This window comes from Paraburkholderia sp. EG287B (assembly GCF_040965595.1).
Lineage (GTDB): Bacteria > Pseudomonadota > Gammaproteobacteria > Burkholderiales > Burkholderiaceae > Paraburkholderia.
In genome coordinates this window covers 69649-86420 of sequence record NZ_JBFRCG010000019.1, presented here as the reverse complement: position 1 = coordinate 86420, position 16772 = coordinate 69649, and the positions used below count along the sequence as shown (strand labels likewise).

Annotated in this window: 12 protein-coding genes; 4 read left to right on the top strand and 8 right to left on the bottom strand. The window is 65.9% G+C overall.

What is annotated here, in order from left to right:
• Positions 1-124 precede the first annotated feature (124 nt).
• Together pcaH and pcaG are read left to right on the top strand one after the other, a co-directional pair.
• Positions 125-829, top strand: coding sequence for a protocatechuate 3,4-dioxygenase subunit beta (gene pcaH, locus AB4Y40_RS31730; RefSeq protein WP_069267444.1), 705 nt, complete (start codon positions 125-127; stop codon positions 827-829).
• A gap of 3 nt (positions 830-832) precedes the next feature.
• Complete coding sequence (gene pcaG, locus AB4Y40_RS31725) at positions 833-1420, top strand: protocatechuate 3,4-dioxygenase subunit alpha (RefSeq protein WP_368691236.1); 588 nt, start codon at positions 833-835, stop codon at positions 1418-1420.
• A 168-nt stretch (positions 1421-1588) separates the two neighbouring features.
• Here the strand turns inward: pcaG and AB4Y40_RS31720 are convergent, their stop codons facing one another.
• The 4 genes from AB4Y40_RS31720 to AB4Y40_RS31705 all read right to left on the bottom strand — a co-directional run bounded on the left by AB4Y40_RS31720 (position 1589) and on the right by AB4Y40_RS31705 (position 11499).
• The gene (locus AB4Y40_RS31720; RefSeq protein ID WP_368691235.1) at positions 1589-2167 is read right to left on the bottom strand and encodes an NnrU family protein; all 579 of its coding nucleotides are present in this window, start codon (positions 2165-2167) and stop codon (positions 1589-1591) included.
• 318 nt (positions 2168-2485) lie between these two features.
• A complete protein-coding gene (locus tag AB4Y40_RS31715) occupies positions 2486-2716 on the bottom strand; it encodes an H-NS histone family protein (protein WP_254315634.1) in 231 nt (76 codons plus the stop codon).
• A gap of 305 nt (positions 2717-3021) precedes the next feature.
• Complete coding sequence (uvrA, locus tag AB4Y40_RS31710; protein WP_368691234.1) at positions 3022-8919, bottom strand: excinuclease ABC subunit UvrA; 5898 nt, start codon at positions 8917-8919, stop codon at positions 3022-3024.
• Positions 8920-9144: 225 nt separating this feature from the next.
• A complete protein-coding gene (locus tag AB4Y40_RS31705; RefSeq protein WP_368691233.1) occupies positions 9145-11499 on the bottom strand; it encodes a tetratricopeptide repeat protein in 2355 nt (784 codons plus the stop codon).
• 227 nt (positions 11500-11726) lie between these two features.
• Here AB4Y40_RS31705 and adhP point away from each other — a divergent pair, with 227 nt between their 5' ends.
• On the top strand, positions 11727-12755 hold the full coding sequence (adhP, locus tag AB4Y40_RS31700; RefSeq protein ID WP_368691232.1) for an alcohol dehydrogenase AdhP: 1029 nt from the start codon (positions 11727-11729) through the stop codon (positions 12753-12755).
• Positions 12756-12857: 102 nt separating this feature from the next.
• Here adhP and AB4Y40_RS31695 read toward each other — a convergent pair whose 3' ends face one another.
• The 4 genes from AB4Y40_RS31695 to AB4Y40_RS31680 form a co-directional block, all read right to left on the bottom strand.
• The gene (locus tag AB4Y40_RS31695; RefSeq protein WP_368691231.1) at positions 12858-13157 is read right to left on the bottom strand and encodes a putative quinol monooxygenase; all 300 of its coding nucleotides are present in this window, start codon (positions 13155-13157) and stop codon (positions 12858-12860) included.
• A 42-nt stretch (positions 13158-13199) separates the two neighbouring features.
• Positions 13200-14297 carry an NADH:flavin oxidoreductase/NADH oxidase gene (locus tag AB4Y40_RS31690; protein WP_368691230.1) on the bottom strand — a complete coding sequence of 366 codons (1098 nt, stop codon included), beginning with the start codon at positions 14295-14297 and terminating at the stop codon, positions 13200-13202.
• A 180-nt stretch (positions 14298-14477) separates the two neighbouring features.
• Entirely contained in the window at positions 14478-15161 is a 684-nt protein-coding gene (locus AB4Y40_RS31685) for a type 1 glutamine amidotransferase domain-containing protein (RefSeq protein WP_368691229.1), read from the bottom strand.
• A 147-nt stretch (positions 15162-15308) separates the two neighbouring features.
• Positions 15309-15911 (bottom strand): TetR/AcrR family transcriptional regulator, encoded by a 603-nt coding sequence (locus tag AB4Y40_RS31680; RefSeq protein WP_368691228.1) that lies wholly within the window; start codon positions 15909-15911, stop codon positions 15309-15311.
• Positions 15912-16026: 115 nt separating this feature from the next.
• Between AB4Y40_RS31680 and AB4Y40_RS31675 the strand changes: the two genes are divergently transcribed.
• A complete protein-coding gene (locus AB4Y40_RS31675) occupies positions 16027-16677 on the top strand; it encodes an SGNH/GDSL hydrolase family protein (protein WP_368691227.1) in 651 nt (216 codons plus the stop codon).
• The last annotated feature ends 95 nt before the right edge of the window (positions 16678-16772 follow it).

The following is a 16772-nucleotide window of genomic DNA, read 5'->3' as shown; positions in this document are numbered from 1 at the left end:
CTGCGAAAAAACATCATTTTGCATAACTTTTCGCTTTGGATAAAGTGGCGGCATCGGGTCGCACCGCCAACCGTTGCCGGCGCCAGGCCCCCTTCCCCCAATAATCCAACCCAGGAGACACCCCATGGACGAGTCCATCCTGTCGCCGCGCGACTTCGACTCGCACCCCGCGTACGTTTATCCGCCGTACCGTTCGTCGGTCAAACGCGGCCCCACGCTCCCGCTCATCCCCCTGAAGGAAAAGCTGCGCAACCAGCACGCGCCCGTGTACGGCACCGACGACCTCGGCGCGCTCGATCACGACCTCACGCGCAACGCGGCCAGGAATGGCGCGCCGCTCGGCGAGCGCATCATCGTGACGGGCCGCGTGCTCGACGAAGGCGGCAAGCCGGTGCGCAATACGCTCGTCGAGATCTGGCAGGCCAACGCCGCCGGCCGCTATGTCCACAAGCAGGACCAGCACGACGCGCCGCTCGATCCCAACTTCCTCGGCGCCGGCCGCGCGATCACCGATAACGACGGCCGCTATCGTTTCCTCACGATCAAGCCGGGTGCATATCCCTGGGGCAATCACCCGAACGCGTGGCGTCCGAATCACATCCACTTCTCGCTGTTCGGCGACTACTTCGGCTCGCGTCTCGTCACGCAGATGTATTTCCCCGGCGACCCGCTGCTCGCGTTCGACCCGATCTATCAGGGCACGCCCGAAGACGCACGCGAGCGCATGATTTCGCGCTTCTCGCTCGACACCACCGAAGAAGGCTACGCACTCGGCTACGAATTCGACATCGTGCTGCGCGGCCCGAACCAAACCCCCACGGAGCGTTGAACCATGGCACTCAAGGAAACGCCTTCGCAAACGGTCGGCCCGTACTTCGCCTACGGCCTGTGTCCGCAGCAATACGATTTCGACCTGAAGAGCCTCTTCACGGCCAACGTGGTCGAGCCCGAAACGCCGGGCGAGCACATTACGCTGATCGGCCGCGTGATCGACGGCGACGGCAACGCCGTGTTCGACGCGATGCTCGAGTTTTCGCAGGTCGACGCAAACGGCCGTTATCCGGCTTCGCGCGAGGCAATCGCCAAAGACGGCTTCCGCGGTTTTGCACGCGTGGGCACGGGTACGGATGCGCAGCACCGCTTCATCGTGCACACCGTGAAGCCGGGCGTCGAGAACGCCGGCGAAGCGCCGCATCTGAACGTGATCGTGATGATGCGCGGGATGCTCACGCACACCTTCACGCGCATCTACTTCGAAGACGAAGCCGCCGCGAACGCCGCGGACCCGGTGCTCTCGGCCGTGCCCGCCGCGCGCCGCGACACGCTGATCGCGCGCCGTAGCGAGCAGGCCGGCAGCATCGTCTACACGTTCGACATCCGCATGCAGGGCGAACAGGAAACGGTGTTCTTCGATCTTTGATGCATCGGCGGCGATGCGAGCCGAGTCGCGCGGACTTTCACGTGGCTTTCATGAATTGGCCCTATGATCGTGCCGCTGCGATCTGATCGCGGAACTCCGAGCTGTACCTTGTGAAGCCTGCCATGCGCAGGCTTCTTTTTTGCAGCGCGCCTGCGGCCCGCCGCACGCTCAGCCGAGCGGGCGCACGCCGATCAGCACGCCATGCAGCCAGAAGGCGAACACGGCCCAGACCACGAGCCCGACCACGACGACGATCGCATCGCGCGATACTTCTCCCGGCGGATAGACCACCCCCGCTTCGCGATCGCGCCGGTTCTCGCCCCGCAGCTCGAACAACGCCCAGACGAGGAACACCCCGAAGAGAATGATGTCGTTGAGCGTGCCGTTGGCGAGCAGATGCGCGAACGCCCAAAGCGCGACGCCGCTCACGAATGGCTGGCCGACCGCGCGCTTGAAGTGATTGCCCGGCACATAGGCCGCGACGATCAGGATGAAGGCAATGGCGGTGAGAAGTGCCGTGACATGCGCCATCCAGAACGGCGGCAGCCAGATCGGCACGGGATAGCGGCGTGACAGACCGTAGCCATAGACGATCAGCACGAAGCCCAGAATGGAGAGCAACGCAAACGCGCCTCGCCAGGCACGCGGCCCCAGGCGCTCGATCTGCGCGGCACGCCAGGGCCCTGCCACGATGCGGATCGAATGGACACCAATGAAAATAACGAGGCCCAGCACGAGTATCGCCATGACTACCTCCCTGCCGTAGCAAGAACGCAATGGGCGAGATTGTCGCGCAGCTTGATCGCGCAGCCAACCGGAGTTTTCAAAAAAGCTGACTAATTACGCGCGCAAATGCCGGCAAAAAAGAATGCATAAATCATTGCGCGCCTAAACCGGCACGGCACATTAGGAGGCGCAATTAAATCCCGGCTCGCGCCGAAAGGCATTTTAAAACTATGCTGAATAATACCGGGCGCCGCGCCAATGCGCGGGCTTTGCGGCATGCGCCGCGAACGGTCTGGCAGTCGAAGGGCAACACCGGCGCGCACTCACGCACCGTCATGGCTAGCAGCGAAAATGCTCGATATCCTGTCCCGCGTGCTTATAGCGCAACAGCCAGGCCGGCATATCGCCCTCGCCATTCCACGTATTCCCGTATGCGTCGCGGTACTTGGGTATTTTTTCGCTTTCGGCAATAGACGCTTCAAGCTCTTCGAACGTAATGCCGTACTCTTCCATGCGGCGTCGAATCCACACGATGAGCCGTTCGCGCGCCTCTCCATCGAGGTCGAACATCGATTAATTCCTCTCGCTTCGTCAAGGGCAAGGCACCGATACAACGATCGGCAAAGAATGGTCTTCCCTGAAAAGACAAAGGCTTCGCGCACGAACTGCGAAGCCTTGCTGCACTGATGAGGTAGCCTGGGTGTGGAGCCCGCGACCGGTGCGGAGGGGATCTGCAGTCCGCTGCCCCGCTCTCAGGTGACGCCGCTACAGGTGAGCGAACGTTTGCTGCAAGCGGAACCCATGATACCTTGCGCGCGCGGCACAGATCAAGCGGTTTCAAGGCAGAGCGGGCCTCTGCGGCCCGCTCCGTTCCTTTAGCTTGAAGCCGCTGCGCCCGTTGCGCGCCGCTCTGGTGCAGGTTTGCTTTCGGCGGCGTTCACGTCGCCCTGGCCACGCGCCAGCACGGGCGCGAGCGCCGCGCCGGTATGGCTCGCCCGCACCTTCGCGAGCGCTTCGGGATCGGCTGCGGCGACGATCGTGCCGCCGCCCACGCCGCCTTCGGGCCCGAGATCGATGATCCAGTCGGCTTCGGCGATCACGTCGAGGTCGTGCTCGATCACGACGACGCTATGCCCCGCGTCCGCGAGCCGGTGCAGCACGCTGATGAGGCGCGCCACGTCGGCCATGTGCAGGCCCACCGTGGGCTCGTCGAGCACGTAGAGGGTGTGCGGCGCCTTCTGGCCGCGGCGCGTGATGTCGTCGCGCACCTTCGAGAGCTCGGTCACGAGCTTGATGCGCTGCGCCTCGCCGCCCGAGAGCGTGGGCGAAGGCTGGCCGAGCGTGAGGTAGCCGAGACCCACGTCCTTCATGAGTTGCAGCGGGTGCGAAATACTCGTGATCGAGCCGAAGAACTCCACGGCCTCGTCGATTTCCATCGTCAGCACTTCGCCGATGTTCCGGCCGCGCCACGTCACCGCCAGCGTTTCCGGATTGAAGCGCTGGCCGTGGCACACGTCGCACGGCACCTTCACGTCGGGCAGGAAGCTCATGCCGATGGTGCGCACGCCCTGGCCTTCGCACGCGGGACAGCGTCCGTCGCCGGTATTGAACGAGAAGCGCGACGCGCTATAGCCGCGGGCGCGCGCCTCGAGCGTATCGGCGAAAAGGCGGCGGATCGCGTCCCACACGCCGATATAGGTCGCGGGGCACGAACGCGGCGTTTTGCCGATCGGCGTCTGGTCGACTTCGAGCACGCGGTCGATGCTTTCCCATCCGCTAATCGAATCGCAGCCCTGCCACGTATGCGAAACCTCGAGCTTCGGCTTCGCGCTCGTGCGCGCGAGCACGCTCGACCGGCGTTCCGCCGCGCTCGGCGCTTTCTCCTTCACCGCCTTGCGTGCGCGGCGCTCGGCAGGCGAAGACAGCACCGAACGCCCCACGGCGTCGAGCAGATTGGAAAGCAGCACGTCGCGCGCGAGCGTGGACTTGCCGGAGCCGCTCACGCCCGTAATCGCCACGAGGCGTCCGAGCGGAATCTGCGCGGTGACGTTGCGCAGGTTGTGCAGTTTGCCGCCGTGCACGGTGAGCCATTGGCCCGGCACCGCCTCGCGTCCCGCGCGCGCCGGACGCACTTCGCGGCGCGGCTGCAGCGGGTGCCGGATAGGCTGTGCGAGATAGCGGCCCGTGAGCGAATCGGCCTGCGCCGCGAGATCGGCCACACTGCCCTGCGCGACCACGCGGCCGCCGCGCTTGCCCGCGCTCGGACCGATGTCGATGATGTGATCGGCGCGCCGGATGGTGTCCTCGTCGTGCTCGACCACGACGAGCGTGTTGCCCTTCTCGCCGAGGCTGCGCAGCGCGTCGAGCAGGATCTGGTTGTCGCGCGGATGCAGGCCGATGGTCGGTTCGTCGAGCACGTAGCAGACGCCCTGCAAGTTACTGCCCAGTTGCGCCGCGAGACGAATGCGCTGCGCCTCGCCACCCGAAAGGCTCGGCGCGGCGCGATCGAGGCTCAGATAGCCGAGCCCCACTTCTTCCAGAAACTGCAGCCGGCTGCGGATCTCGCTCACCACGTCGCGCGCGATCTGCGCGTCGCGGCCGCCAAGCTTCAGCGTATCGATCCAGCGGCGCGTATCCGCCACGGTCCACTGCGCGACGTCGACGATGGCATGCGCGTCGAACGTCACGGCGCGCGCCACCGGATTCAGGCGCGTGCCGCCGCAATCGTGGCACGGCTCGTCGACCATGCCGTCGGGTTCCTGCTCCTCCGAAGGCAAGGTTTGCTCGCGGCCACGGCCGTCTTCGGCGACGATCGTGTCGTCGTAGGCGGCGCGCTGCTCGCGCGTGAGCGCGAGGCCCGTACCCACGCAGGTCGTGCACCAGCCGTGCTTGCTGTTGTACGAGAACATACGCGGATCGAGTTCGGGATAGCTCGTGCCGCACACCGGGCAGGCGCGCCGCGTCGACAGCACCTTCACCTCGCCGATGCTCGCCGTCGAACCGCCATTGCCAATCACGTGATCGAGGCCGTCGAGCGGCGCGAGCAGGTGCACGATGCCCTTGCCCGCTTCGAGCGTCGTGGCGAGCAGCGTGCGCAATTGCGCCTCGTTTTCAGGCTCGATCACGAGGTCGCCCACGGGCAACTCGATCGTATGCTCGCGGAAGCGGTCGAGCTTGGGCCACGGCGCGACGGGCACGAATTCGCCATCCACGCGCAGATGCGTGTTGCCGCGCGCCTTCGCCCACTTCGCGAGATCGGTGTAGACGCCCTTGCGATTGACGACGAGCGGCGCGAGCAAACCGACATGCTGGCCGCGATGTTCGCGCAGCAGCTGCGCGACGATCGCATCGACGCTCTGCGACGTGACGGGCGTGCCGTCATGCACGCAGTGCTGCACGCCGAGCTTCACGTAAAGCAGACGCAGGAAGTGCCACACCTCGGAGGTCGTGGCGACCGTGCTCTTGCGGCCGCCGCGCGAAAGGCGCTGCTCGATCGCGACGGTCGGCGGAATGCCGTACACGGCATCGACTTCGGGACGGCCCGCGGGCTGCACGATCGAACGCGCATACGCGTTGAGCGATTCGAGGTAGCGCCGCTGGCCTTCGTGAAAGAGGATGTCGAACGCGAGCGTGGACTTGCCCGAGCCCGACACGCCCGTGATGACGTTGAAGCGGCCGTGCGGAATATCGACATCGAGCGCCTTGAGGTTGTGCTCGCGCGCATTCACGATGCGCACCACGTCCTCGCCCTGCACCTCGCGGCGCGCCTGCGCGGCACGCAACGCGGTTTGCAGCGCCACGCCCTCTTCTTCCGCCAGCAGTTCGACACCGCTGCCAAGCGCGGCTTCGTAGCGCTCGAGCGCCGCGCCGGTATGCGAACGCGGGCACGCGATCACGTCCTCGGGCGTGCCGACGCACACCACTTCGCCGCCTGCATCGCCGCCTTCGGGGCCGAGATCGATCAGCCAGTCGGCGGCGCGGATCACGTCGAGGTTATGCTCGATCACGAGCAGCGAATGACCGCCCACGAGCAGCTTGCCGAAGGCGCGCATCAGTTTGGCGATGTCGTCGAAATGCAGGCCCGTGGTCGGTTCGTCGAACATGAAGAGGCGGCCGCCCGCCTCCTTGCCGCGCGACTGCGCGGTTTCCGCGAGATACCCCGCGAGCTTCAGGCGCTGCGCCTCGCCGCCCGAGAGCGTCGGCACCGGCTGGCCGAGCTTCACGTATTCGAGGCCCACGTCCACGATAGGCTGCAGCACGCGCAATACTTCGGCATCCTCAGCGAAGCATTGCACCGCTTCGCTCACGGTGAGGTCGAGGACGTCCGCGACCGAAAGCGTACGGCCCGCGCGCTCGATCTTCACTTCGAGCACTTCCGCGCGATAACGGCTGCCGTCGCAATCGGGGCAACGCAGGTACACATCGCTCAGGAACTGCATTTCGATGTGCTCGAAACCGGAGCCGCCACAAGTCGGGCAGCGGCCTTCGCCCGAGTTGAAGCTGAACATGCCCGCCGTGTAGCCGCGCTGCTTCGCGAGCGTCGCCTTGGCGAACAGCTTGCGGATCTCGTCGAACGCGCCGACATAGCTGGCCGGATTCGAACGCGCCGTCTTGCCGATCGGCGACTGGTCGACGAACACGGCGTCGCTGATCTGCTCCGCGCCGCTCAGCTTGCGGAACGTGCCCGGCGCTTCGGTCGCCTTGCCCAGATGCCGCGCGAGCGCGGGATAGAGCACGTCCTGCACCAACGTCGATTTTCCCGAGCCCGAGACGCCGGTCACGCACACGAGGCGTTGCAGCGGAATCTGCACGGTCACGTCGCGCAGGTTGTGCTCGCTCGCGCCTTCGAGCAGAAGATTCGGCGTGGACGCGTCAACCGGGCGTCGCTCCCAGTGCGAAGCGTCGGCGACGGCGCGGTGGCCGCCCAGGTACTCGCCCGTCAGGGTGCCCGACGAGCGGATATCGTTCGGCGTGCCGTCGTAGACGATCGAGCCGCCGCGTTCGCCTGGACCGGGACCCATGTCGATGAGGCGGTCGGCCGCGAGCATCACGGACGGATCGTGCTCGACCACGACGAGCGTGTTCCCCGCGTCGCGCAGACGTTGCATCGCTTCGACGATGCGGTTGAGGTCGCGCGGATGCAGGCCGATACTCGGTTCGTCGAGCACGAACAGCGTTTTCGTGAGCGACGTGCCGAGCGCCGTGGTCAGGTTGATACGCTGCACTTCGCCGCCCGACAGCGTGCGGCTCTGGCGATCGAGCGTCAGATAGCCGAGGCCCACGTCGCAGAGATACTTCAGGCGCGTGCGCACTTCTTCGAGCAGCAGCTTCAGCGCATCATCGAGCAGTGCTGAGGAAAGCGAAAGATTGTCGAAGAAGCGGCGAATGCGCTCGATCGGCAGCAGCATCACGTCGTGCACGGTAAGGCCCGGCAACGCTTCGAGCTGCGCGCGTGTCCAGTCCACGCCGTGCGGCAGGAAGCGCCCCGATGGCGCGAGCACGTCGTCCGCGTTCTGCTGCGTGCCGAGGCGCCATTGCAGGGCCTCGGTTTTCAGGCGTGCGCCGCCGCAGGTTTCGCACGGCGTGTAGCTGCGGTACTTCGACAGCAGCACGCGGATGTGCATCTTGTAGGCTTTCGATTCCAGATACTGGAAGAAGCGCTTCACGCCGTACCACTGCGTCTGCCAGCTGCCCTTCCAGTCCGGCGCCCCGTCGATGACCCAGTCGCGCTGCGCCTGCGTCAGTTCCGACCATGCCGTATCGCGCGGAATGCCGGCCTTCGCGGCATAGCGCATCAGGTCGTCCTGGCATTCCTTCCACGCCGGCGTTTGCAGCGGCTTGATCGCGCCGCCGCGCAGCGTCTTGCGCTCGTCGGGTATCACGAGGCCCCAATCCACGCCGATCACGCGACCAAAGCCGCGGCACGCGTCGCAGGCGCCGTAGGCCGAGTTGAACGAGAACAGCGCGGGCTGCGGATCGGCGTAGCGCAAATCGCTGTCCGGGCAGTGCAGCCCGGTCGAGAAGCGCCAGATCTGCGGCTCGGCCGCGGCTTCGGCGTCGCCGCTCTCGAGCACGTAAATGTTGACGCGCCCGCTGCCGCGCTTGAGCGAGGCTTCGATCGCCTCGATCGCGCGGCTTTTCTCCACGTTCTGCATGCGGAAACGGTCGGCGACCACGTCGAGCAGCTTGCGCGTGCCTTCGGCGGTCTTCACCTCGCGCTGTGCCTGCACGCGCGTATAGCCGCTCGCGGAGAGCCACTGCGCGACTTCTTCCTCGGTGGTCGTATCGGGCAGCTCGACCGGAAACGTGACCACGAGACGCGGGTCGCCCGTGGCCGTGCGCGCCATCAGCTCGGCGTAGATCGTCTCAGGCGTGTCGTGCCGCACGGGCTGCGCCGTGACGCGGTCGAACAGATTCGCGGCGCGCGCGTAGAGCAGCTTGAGGTGGTCGTTCAGCTCCGTCATCGTGCCGACCGTGGAGCGCGAACTGCGCACGGGGTTGGTCTGGTCGATGGCGATGGCGGGCGGCACGCCGTCCACGCGATCGACCTGCGGCCGGTCCATGCGGTCGAGGAACTGGCGCGCGTAGGCGCTGAACGTTTCGACGTAACGGCGCTGGCCTTCCGCGTAAAGCGTGTCGAAAACGAGGCTCGACTTGCCCGAGCCTGAAGGCCCGGTGACGACCGTCATTTCGCCGGTGTGCAGGTCGAGGTCGAGGTTCTTGAGGTTGTGCTGGCGGGCACCACGGATTCGGATGGATCGGTTATCGCTCACTTGCGCTGGCATTCCGGCTGGATCACACGCGTGGGGCCGGACGGCGCGCGAAATGGGGCAAATACGCGGCGCGGCCCGGCAACTTGCAGCGCAGCGCGCGCGGGAAATCGGCGCGCGGCCCTGGCTGTCAGGCTAGGATTCTACTGTATATTTATACAGCACGCTGGATGGCCGTTCGGCTGAGTCCCGGCCGCCGGTTGCCCCGTATTTACGCGCCAGATGGCCCTATTGCGCTGCAGCGCGCCACATACCTTCGTACGCCGCCTCGACGCCGCGCGCGAAGCGTTCGCCGTCCATGAGCGGCGAGTGCACCATGCGTTCGCGCAGCGTCGCGCGCAGGTTCGCGAGGCGTGGCAAGTCGCTCGCGAGATTCACCGCCGTCTCCACGAAGGCGTCGTCCGAATCGGCGGCCAGTTCGGCAAGACCCAGGTTCGCGAGCTGGCTCAAGCCCGCGCGCCCCGCCACGGTCGCCCCGATGCGCGTGACGACGGGCACCCCCATCCACAGCGCGTCGAGCGAGGTGGTATGGCCGTTGTACGGCAACGTGTCGAGCCCGAGATCGACCTCGTGATAGCTGCGCAGATAATCGGCACGCGGCCGGAACGGCAGGAAGCGCACGCGCGCCGGGTCGATGCCGGCCCGCGCGATCCGAAGCGCGAGGCGGCGCCTCGCTTCACCCTCGGCGGCCATGAGCACGAGGCGCGCCGCAGGCAAACGGGCGAATACACGGGCCCACAGGTTCAGCGTCGTATCGGTGAGCTTGCACGGGTTGTTCAGGCTGCCGAACGTGACGTGGCCGGCGCTCGATGCCGGCAGCGTATTCACTTCGGGTTCCGAAGCAAGCGGGTCATAGCACCAGAACGTGTGCGGCAAACGCCACGACTTTTCGCTGTAGTGGCCATCGTGCGCAGGCGGATCGAGCCAGGGATCGGTGAGCCGCCAGTCCATCGCGCCAATTCCGGTCGTGCCAGGATAGGCAAGCCACGCGACCTGCACCGGCGCCGGCTTGCGCGCAAACAGCAGCGGCCGGCCATCGGCCATGTGCATCGTGAGATCGACGAGGATATCGATGCCGTCCGCGCGGATCTGGTCCGCCAGCGCCGCGTCGCTCGACGTGCGCACGTCGTGCCACTCGTCGACGTGCGCGGCAAGTCGCGCGGTCGTCGCATCGGGCCTGACCACGCTCGAATACGCATGAATCTCGAAGCGCGTGCGGTCGTGATGGGCGAGTAGCGGCGTCATGAACAATGCCTGGCAATGCTCACGAAAATCGCCCGATACGTAACCGATGCGCAAGCGCCTTCGCACGGCCGGTTCGACAGGCGCCTGCGTGCGATGCACGCCGAGCGGCGCTTCGTGCTGCGCGGACCAGCGTCTCGCCTCGTCGAGAATCGCCTGTGGATCTTCGGCCTGGAACGACAACGCGTACAGAAGGTTGCTGTGCGCGATGAGGTTGCCGGGCTCGCTCGCCACGGCGCGGCGAAGGCATTCGATGCCTTCGTCCAGGTCTCCGCAGTCCTTGAGCACGTTGCCAAGATTGTTGAGCGTGGCCGAGCGCGATGGATCGAAGCTGAGGGCCTGGCGCAACAGCGCTTGCGCCTCGTCGAAGCTGCCGAGCGTGCGCATCAGGTTGGCGGCGTTGTTGAACGCGTCGACGAAATCCGGCCGGATGCGGATGGCCGTTTCGTACGCCACGCGTGCAGCGGGGTAATCGCCGAGATCGCGGCAAACATTCCCCAGGTTGTTGGCCGCTTCCGCATGCGACGGCTCGAGCGCGAGCGCGCGGCGATATTGCGCTTCGGCTTCGCGCAGACGGCCGCGCGCCTGCAGCGCGACGCCGTAGTTGTAGGCCGCATGCGCCATATGCGGTTCGCTGGCCACCGCGCGTTCGAGCAGGGGCAACGCCTCGTCCAGACGCTCCAGGCGGGTCAGCAGCACGCCGAGGTTGATCATCGCGACTGCCGTGCCCGGCGCGGCCGCCAATGCGGCGCGCAAGCTATCGAGCGCTTCCTCGTCCCGACCTGCTTCCTGCAGCAGCGTGCCGAGGTTCGTCAATGCGCTGGCATCGCCCGGCTGCAAGGCGAGCGCGCGGCGATACGCGGCCTGAGCCTCGCCGGAATCGCCCAGCAGACGCAGACAATTACCGAGGTTGTTCCAGGCGCCGGCCCGGTTCGCTTCGCTCTCCAGCGCCGCGCGCCACGCCTCCACCGCTTCCGCCAGCGCACCCTGCGCCTGCAGCGCCGAGCCGAGCCCGCACCAGAGATCGGCGGACGACGCGTCGTCCGCCAGCAGAGCGCGATAGACCTGCGCCGCTTCGGCATGGCGTGCGGCCATGGCATACGCCTGCCCCAACGCTTCGCGATAGCGTCGCTGACCGGGCTCGACGGCGAGTGCGCGCTGCAACCAGCCGATCGCATCAGCCGGCGTACCTTCCTGCAAACCGATTACGCCGAGCCGAAACAACGCACCCGCGTGCGCTGTTTCGGCTTCGAGCAGTTGCATGTACAACTGACGCGCGCGCGCCAGGTCGCCGGCGAAATGGCTCTCACTGGCGCGCTCGTAAAGGGAGTCGTTCTGCATCGGGCTCAATGAATTCGTGCAACGGAGTCGTTACCAAACCTTATTCAATATTAACGGCAGTTTCTTTCAAAAACTTCTCACCCGTTTTATTACCAACTATTGAGCAAGTTCATCGCACACGACAATTCTTTCCTTCAAACTCGAAAGGCAGGCGGACGTGCGGCGACACCGCGATGCGCAACGCATCCGGCCGCGCGCCGCCACTCAGCTTCGACAGGAGCCCGACGATGAGCAAGACGATGCAAGCCGCGGTAGTCCGCGCATTTGGCAAACCCCTTGTGCTGGAGGAAGTGGCCGTCCCCACTCCGGGGCCAGGCGAACTACTCGTGAAGATCGAAGCGTGCGGCGTGTGCCACACGGACCTGCATGCCGCGCACGGCGACTGGCCCGTCAAGCCGCAACCGCCGTTCATTCCCGGTCACGAGGGCGTGGGCTATGTCGTGGGTGTGGGCGCGGGCGTCACGCATGTGAAGGAAGGCGATCGCGTGGGCATTCCGTGGCTTTACTCGGCATGCGGCCATTGCGAACATTGCCTCGGCGGCTGGGAAACGCTTTGCGAACAGCAGCAGAACACCGGCTATTCGGTCAATGGCGGCTTCGCTCAATACGCGAAAGCCGACGCGAATTACGTCGGCCTGCTGCCGAAAAATATCGACTTCATCGAAATCGCACCCGTGCTCTGCGCCGGCGTGACGGTCTACAAGGGCCTGAAAGTCACCGACACGCGGCCTGGCAACTGGGTCGTGATTTCCGGCGTGGGCGGCCTCGGCCACATGGCCGTGCAATACGCGCGTGCGATGGGACTCAACGTCGCCGCCGTCGATGTCGACGATACGAAACTCGAACTGGCGAAACGCCTCGGCGCGACCGTGACGGTCAACGCGAAAACGACCGATCCCGCTGCGTATCTGAAGAAGGAAATTGGCGGCGCGCACGGCGTGCTCGTAACCGCGGTCTCGCCCATTGCGTTTTCGCAGGCGCTCGGCATGGTGCGCCGGGGCGGCACGGTGTCGCTGAACGGCCTGCCGCCCGGCGACTTTCCGCTGCCGATCTTCGACATGGTGCTGGGCGGCGTGACGGTGCGCGGTTCGATCGTCGGCACACGCCTCGATCTCGAAGAGTCGCTGATGTTCGCGCAGGAAGGCAAGGTCAAGGCGACCGTCTCCACGGAAAAACTGGAGAACATCAACGACGTGTTCGCTCGCATGGAGCGCGGCGCGATCGAAGGCCGCGTGGTGCTCGATATGGCGGGCTAGGCGGCGCGCGACCGCTCAATGAACAACGCGCCGGACACCGCTGCAAAGCGATGTCCGGCGCGTCAATGGATCGCCGCAACGATTGCGGCACATGGTGCGGCTTCAGTCCGCGACGTCCACACCCTTCAGCAGCTTCACTTCGGGCGGCTCCGTCACCCACGCACCGATCTTCGCGCGGTACGCCACGAAATGCGCGCTATCGCGATGCGCCTGCACCGCGGCTTCGTCGACATAGGTTTCGTAAAGATAAAAGCCCGGTGCGCCATCGGCGCGGCGCAGCAGGTCGTAACGCAAGTTGCCCGGCTCCTTGCGCGTGTGCGAAACCATCTCGCGCATGAGCGCCTCCACGTCGGCGACGTGCTCGGACTTCGGCGTGATGCTCGCGAATAGATAGACGGTCATTGGCATTCCCTCATCGTCAACGGTTGAACCGGTCGGCCAATTTCAGCCGACCTTGTAGCGCTCGAGCCAGTGCGCGTACGGCGCGGGCAAGGTCCACGCGGCGCGTTCGACGCCCAGTTCCTGAGCCGCGAAATACGGCCAGTGCGGATTCGCGAGATGCGCGCGCCCCACCATCACGACGTCGAGTTGCTCCTTCGCCACCGAGCGCTCGGCCAGCTCCGGCGTGCCGATACCCCAGGCCGACGACACCGGCAGACCGCTTGCGCGACGCACCTTTTGTGCGATCGGCGCGAGGAACGCGGGCGCCCACGGAATCTGCGCGGCGGGCGTCGAGAAACCGACGCTCACGCCCAGCATGTCGAGGCCTTCGCGCTTGAAGCCCTTGGCCAATTCGATCGATTCGGCCAGCGTTTCCTCGTCGCGGCCATCGTACTCGATCACACCGAAGCGCGCCGTCAGCGGCAGATGCTCCGGCCAGACCTTACGCACCGCGGCCAGCGTTTCCAGCAGGAAACGGCTGCGGTTCTCGAGGCTGCCGCCATAACGATCGTCGCGCTGGTTCGAATGCGTCGAGAAAAAGCTCTGGCCGAGGTAGCCGTGCGCAAAGTGCAGTTCGAGCCATTCGAAGCCGGCTTCGAGCGCGCGCTTCGCCGCGGCCACGAAGTCCTCGCGCACGCGTGCGATGTCGTCGAGCGTCATCGCCTTCGGCACCTTCGGCAGATGCGCGCCGAACGCCGTTGCCGAGGGCGCGATGGTCTGCCAGCCACGCGCGTCGCCTTCGGCGATGTGGTCGTCGCCTTCCCACGGGCGGTTCGCGCTCGCCTTGCGGCCCGCGTGCGCAATCTGGATGCCGGGTACCGCGCCCGCTGCCTTGATCGCGGCGACGGTGGGCTTGAACGCCTCCAACTGCGCGTCGTTCCACAGGCCCGTGCAGTCCGGCGTGATGCGGCCTTCGGGCGAAACCGCCGTCGCCTCGACGATCACGAGGCCCGCGCCGCCGCGCGCGATCTGCGCGTAGTGGACGTGATGCCAGTCGTTGATTACGCCATCGACGGCCATGTACTGGCACATCGGCGGCACGGCGATGCGGTTGCGCAGGGACACGCCCTTGAGCTTGAACGGTTCGAACAATGCGGACATCTACAGCTCCTTTCTTGGCACAGGTCGCGCCTCGCGCGGCATCTGCGCCGGTTGGCAAAAACGGGATTTCCTTGCGGCGACGCGCAGCCGCACACGCGCTGCGAGCGCGCCTCGCAGCGTTGCCGAAAGGAAGTCGGGGAAGCGAACGCACCCGCCAAAGACGCGCGCGTTCGCGCAACATCAAGCGCGGCGCAGCGCCGCGAGCAGGGCTTCGGCAACCGGCTCCGACGAAGCCGGATTCTGGCCCGTGATGAGCAGACCATCGATTGCGACGTGCGGCTGCCAGTCGGCGGCCTTCGAGTACTGGCCGCCGTTGGCCTTCAGCATGTCCTCGACGAGGAACGGCACGACGTCGGTCAACTGCACGGCGGCTTCTTCGTCATTCGAAAAACCGGTGACCGACTTGCCGGCCACGAGCGGCTGGCCGTCCGCCCCCTTCACGTGACGCAGCACGCCCGGCGCATGGCAGACGGCAGCGACAGGCTTGCCCGCGGCGATCGTCGTTTCGATCAGCGCGATCGAAACCGGATCTTCGGCCAGGTCCCAGAGCGGGCCGTGGCCGCCCGGGTAGAACACGGCGTCGAACGCGCTCGCGTCGATATCGGCGAGGCGTTTCGTATTGGCAAGCGCCGTTTGCGCCGCGGTATCGGATGCGAAACGCCGCGTCGCATCGGTCTGCGCGGAGGGATCGCTGCTCTTCGGATCGAGCGGCGGCTGGCCGCCCTTGGGCGACGCGAGCGTGAGCTCGGCGCCCGCGTCGCGCAGCGCGTAGTAAGGCGCGGCGAACTCTTCGAGCCAGAAGCCCGTCTTCTTGCCCGTGTTGCCGAGGTCCTCATGCGAGGTCAAAACGATCAGTGCCTTCATCGGCGTTCCTTTTTGGGTTGGGTTCGGGCGCTCGCGCACCCTTTGGAAACCGGGCTCTTCACGCGCTATTAGACCGGTCGTCTAGTTTTCCCGCACAATGCGCGACAAGCGCGCGCACTTCACGCGCTGCCGCAGCTTCGCGTTCGATTAGTTGCCCGGAGGCAGGTTCAACAGGATGCGCGTGGTCGCCATGGCCGCGTCGAGCGGCTTGCGGTCGCGGTGAATCTTTTCGAGCAGCGTCGCGCCGAGCCACAGTTCGTAGAGCGTCACCGCCATGCTCGCGGCGTCGTTCACGCCCGCGAGCGAGCCATCCGCGCGCCCTGCCTCGAGACACGCGGCAATGCGCGAGATCGTCGCATCGGTGCCAAGACGCAGCGCCTCGCGCATCGCCTCGGAAAGGTCGCTCACCTCCGCGCCCAGCTTCACCGCGAGACATTTGCCTACGGGATCGTCGGCGCACTGGATCAGGCGCCAGTCGTCCCAGTAGCGCATCAGCTTCTCGGCCGCCGTACCCGGCGCGCGCAAGAGCAGATCGTCGAGACGCTCCGCATACTCGGCGAAATACGACGTGAGCAACGCCTCGCCGAACGCTTCCTTCGAGCCGAAATAGTGATAGAACGACCCTTTAGGCACGCCGGCGGCCGCGAGGATCTCATTGAGACCGACTGCGGAAAAGCCCTTGCCCAGCAGAATGGGCATGGCGGTATCGAGGATGTGTTGCCGCACTTCGACGGCTGCCGCTGCATTCATGAGGTGACATGGTACAGAGCGATTAGACCAGTCGTCTAGTAATCTCCCATGATGAGTAGTGGCATTGCATCGCACCCCGCAACCAGACAACCAGCTAATCAGGAAGAGGCAACCCATGACGTCACGCACCCTGCTCTGTTACGGCGATTCCAATACGCACGGCACGAAGCCGCTGACCGTGCCCGGCGTGTCCGAGCGATTCGGCCCCGCCGACCGCTGGCCCGGCGTGCTGCGCGAGGCGCTCGGGCCGGGCTGGGCGATCATCGAGGAAGGCCTGCCCGCGCGCACCACGGTTCACGACGATCCCATCGAAGGCCGGCACAAGAACGGGCACGCCTATCTGCGCCCGTGCCTCGAAAGCCAGTTGCCGGTCGACGTGGTCGCGTTGATGCTCGGCACCAACGACCTCAAGACCCGCTTTTCCGTCACGCCCACCGACATCGCGAACTCGGTCGATGTGCTGCTCGAAACGCTCGTCGCGTGCCGCGCGGGTCCGGGCGGCTCGACGCCGCATGTGCTGCTCATGTCGCCGGCGCCGATCGAAGAGATTGGCTTTCTCGGCGACATCTTCACGGGCGGCGCCACGAAATCGCGCCTGCTTGCGCCGCTCTACGAGCGCGTGGCCGTGAAGTACGGCTCGGCGTTTCTCGACGCCGGCGAGTTCGCCACCGTCAGCCCCACCGATGGCATTCACTACGAAGCCTCGCAACACCACCGGCTCGGCAAGGCCGTCGCGGAAGTCGTGCGTCAGCGCTTCGGCGCATAAACGAATCCGCGAGCGAAAGAGCCGCAAAAAGAAAAACGCCGCCGGGCCCGAAGGCCTGGCGGCGTTTCCATTTGCGCTTCACCCGATGCGAGCGA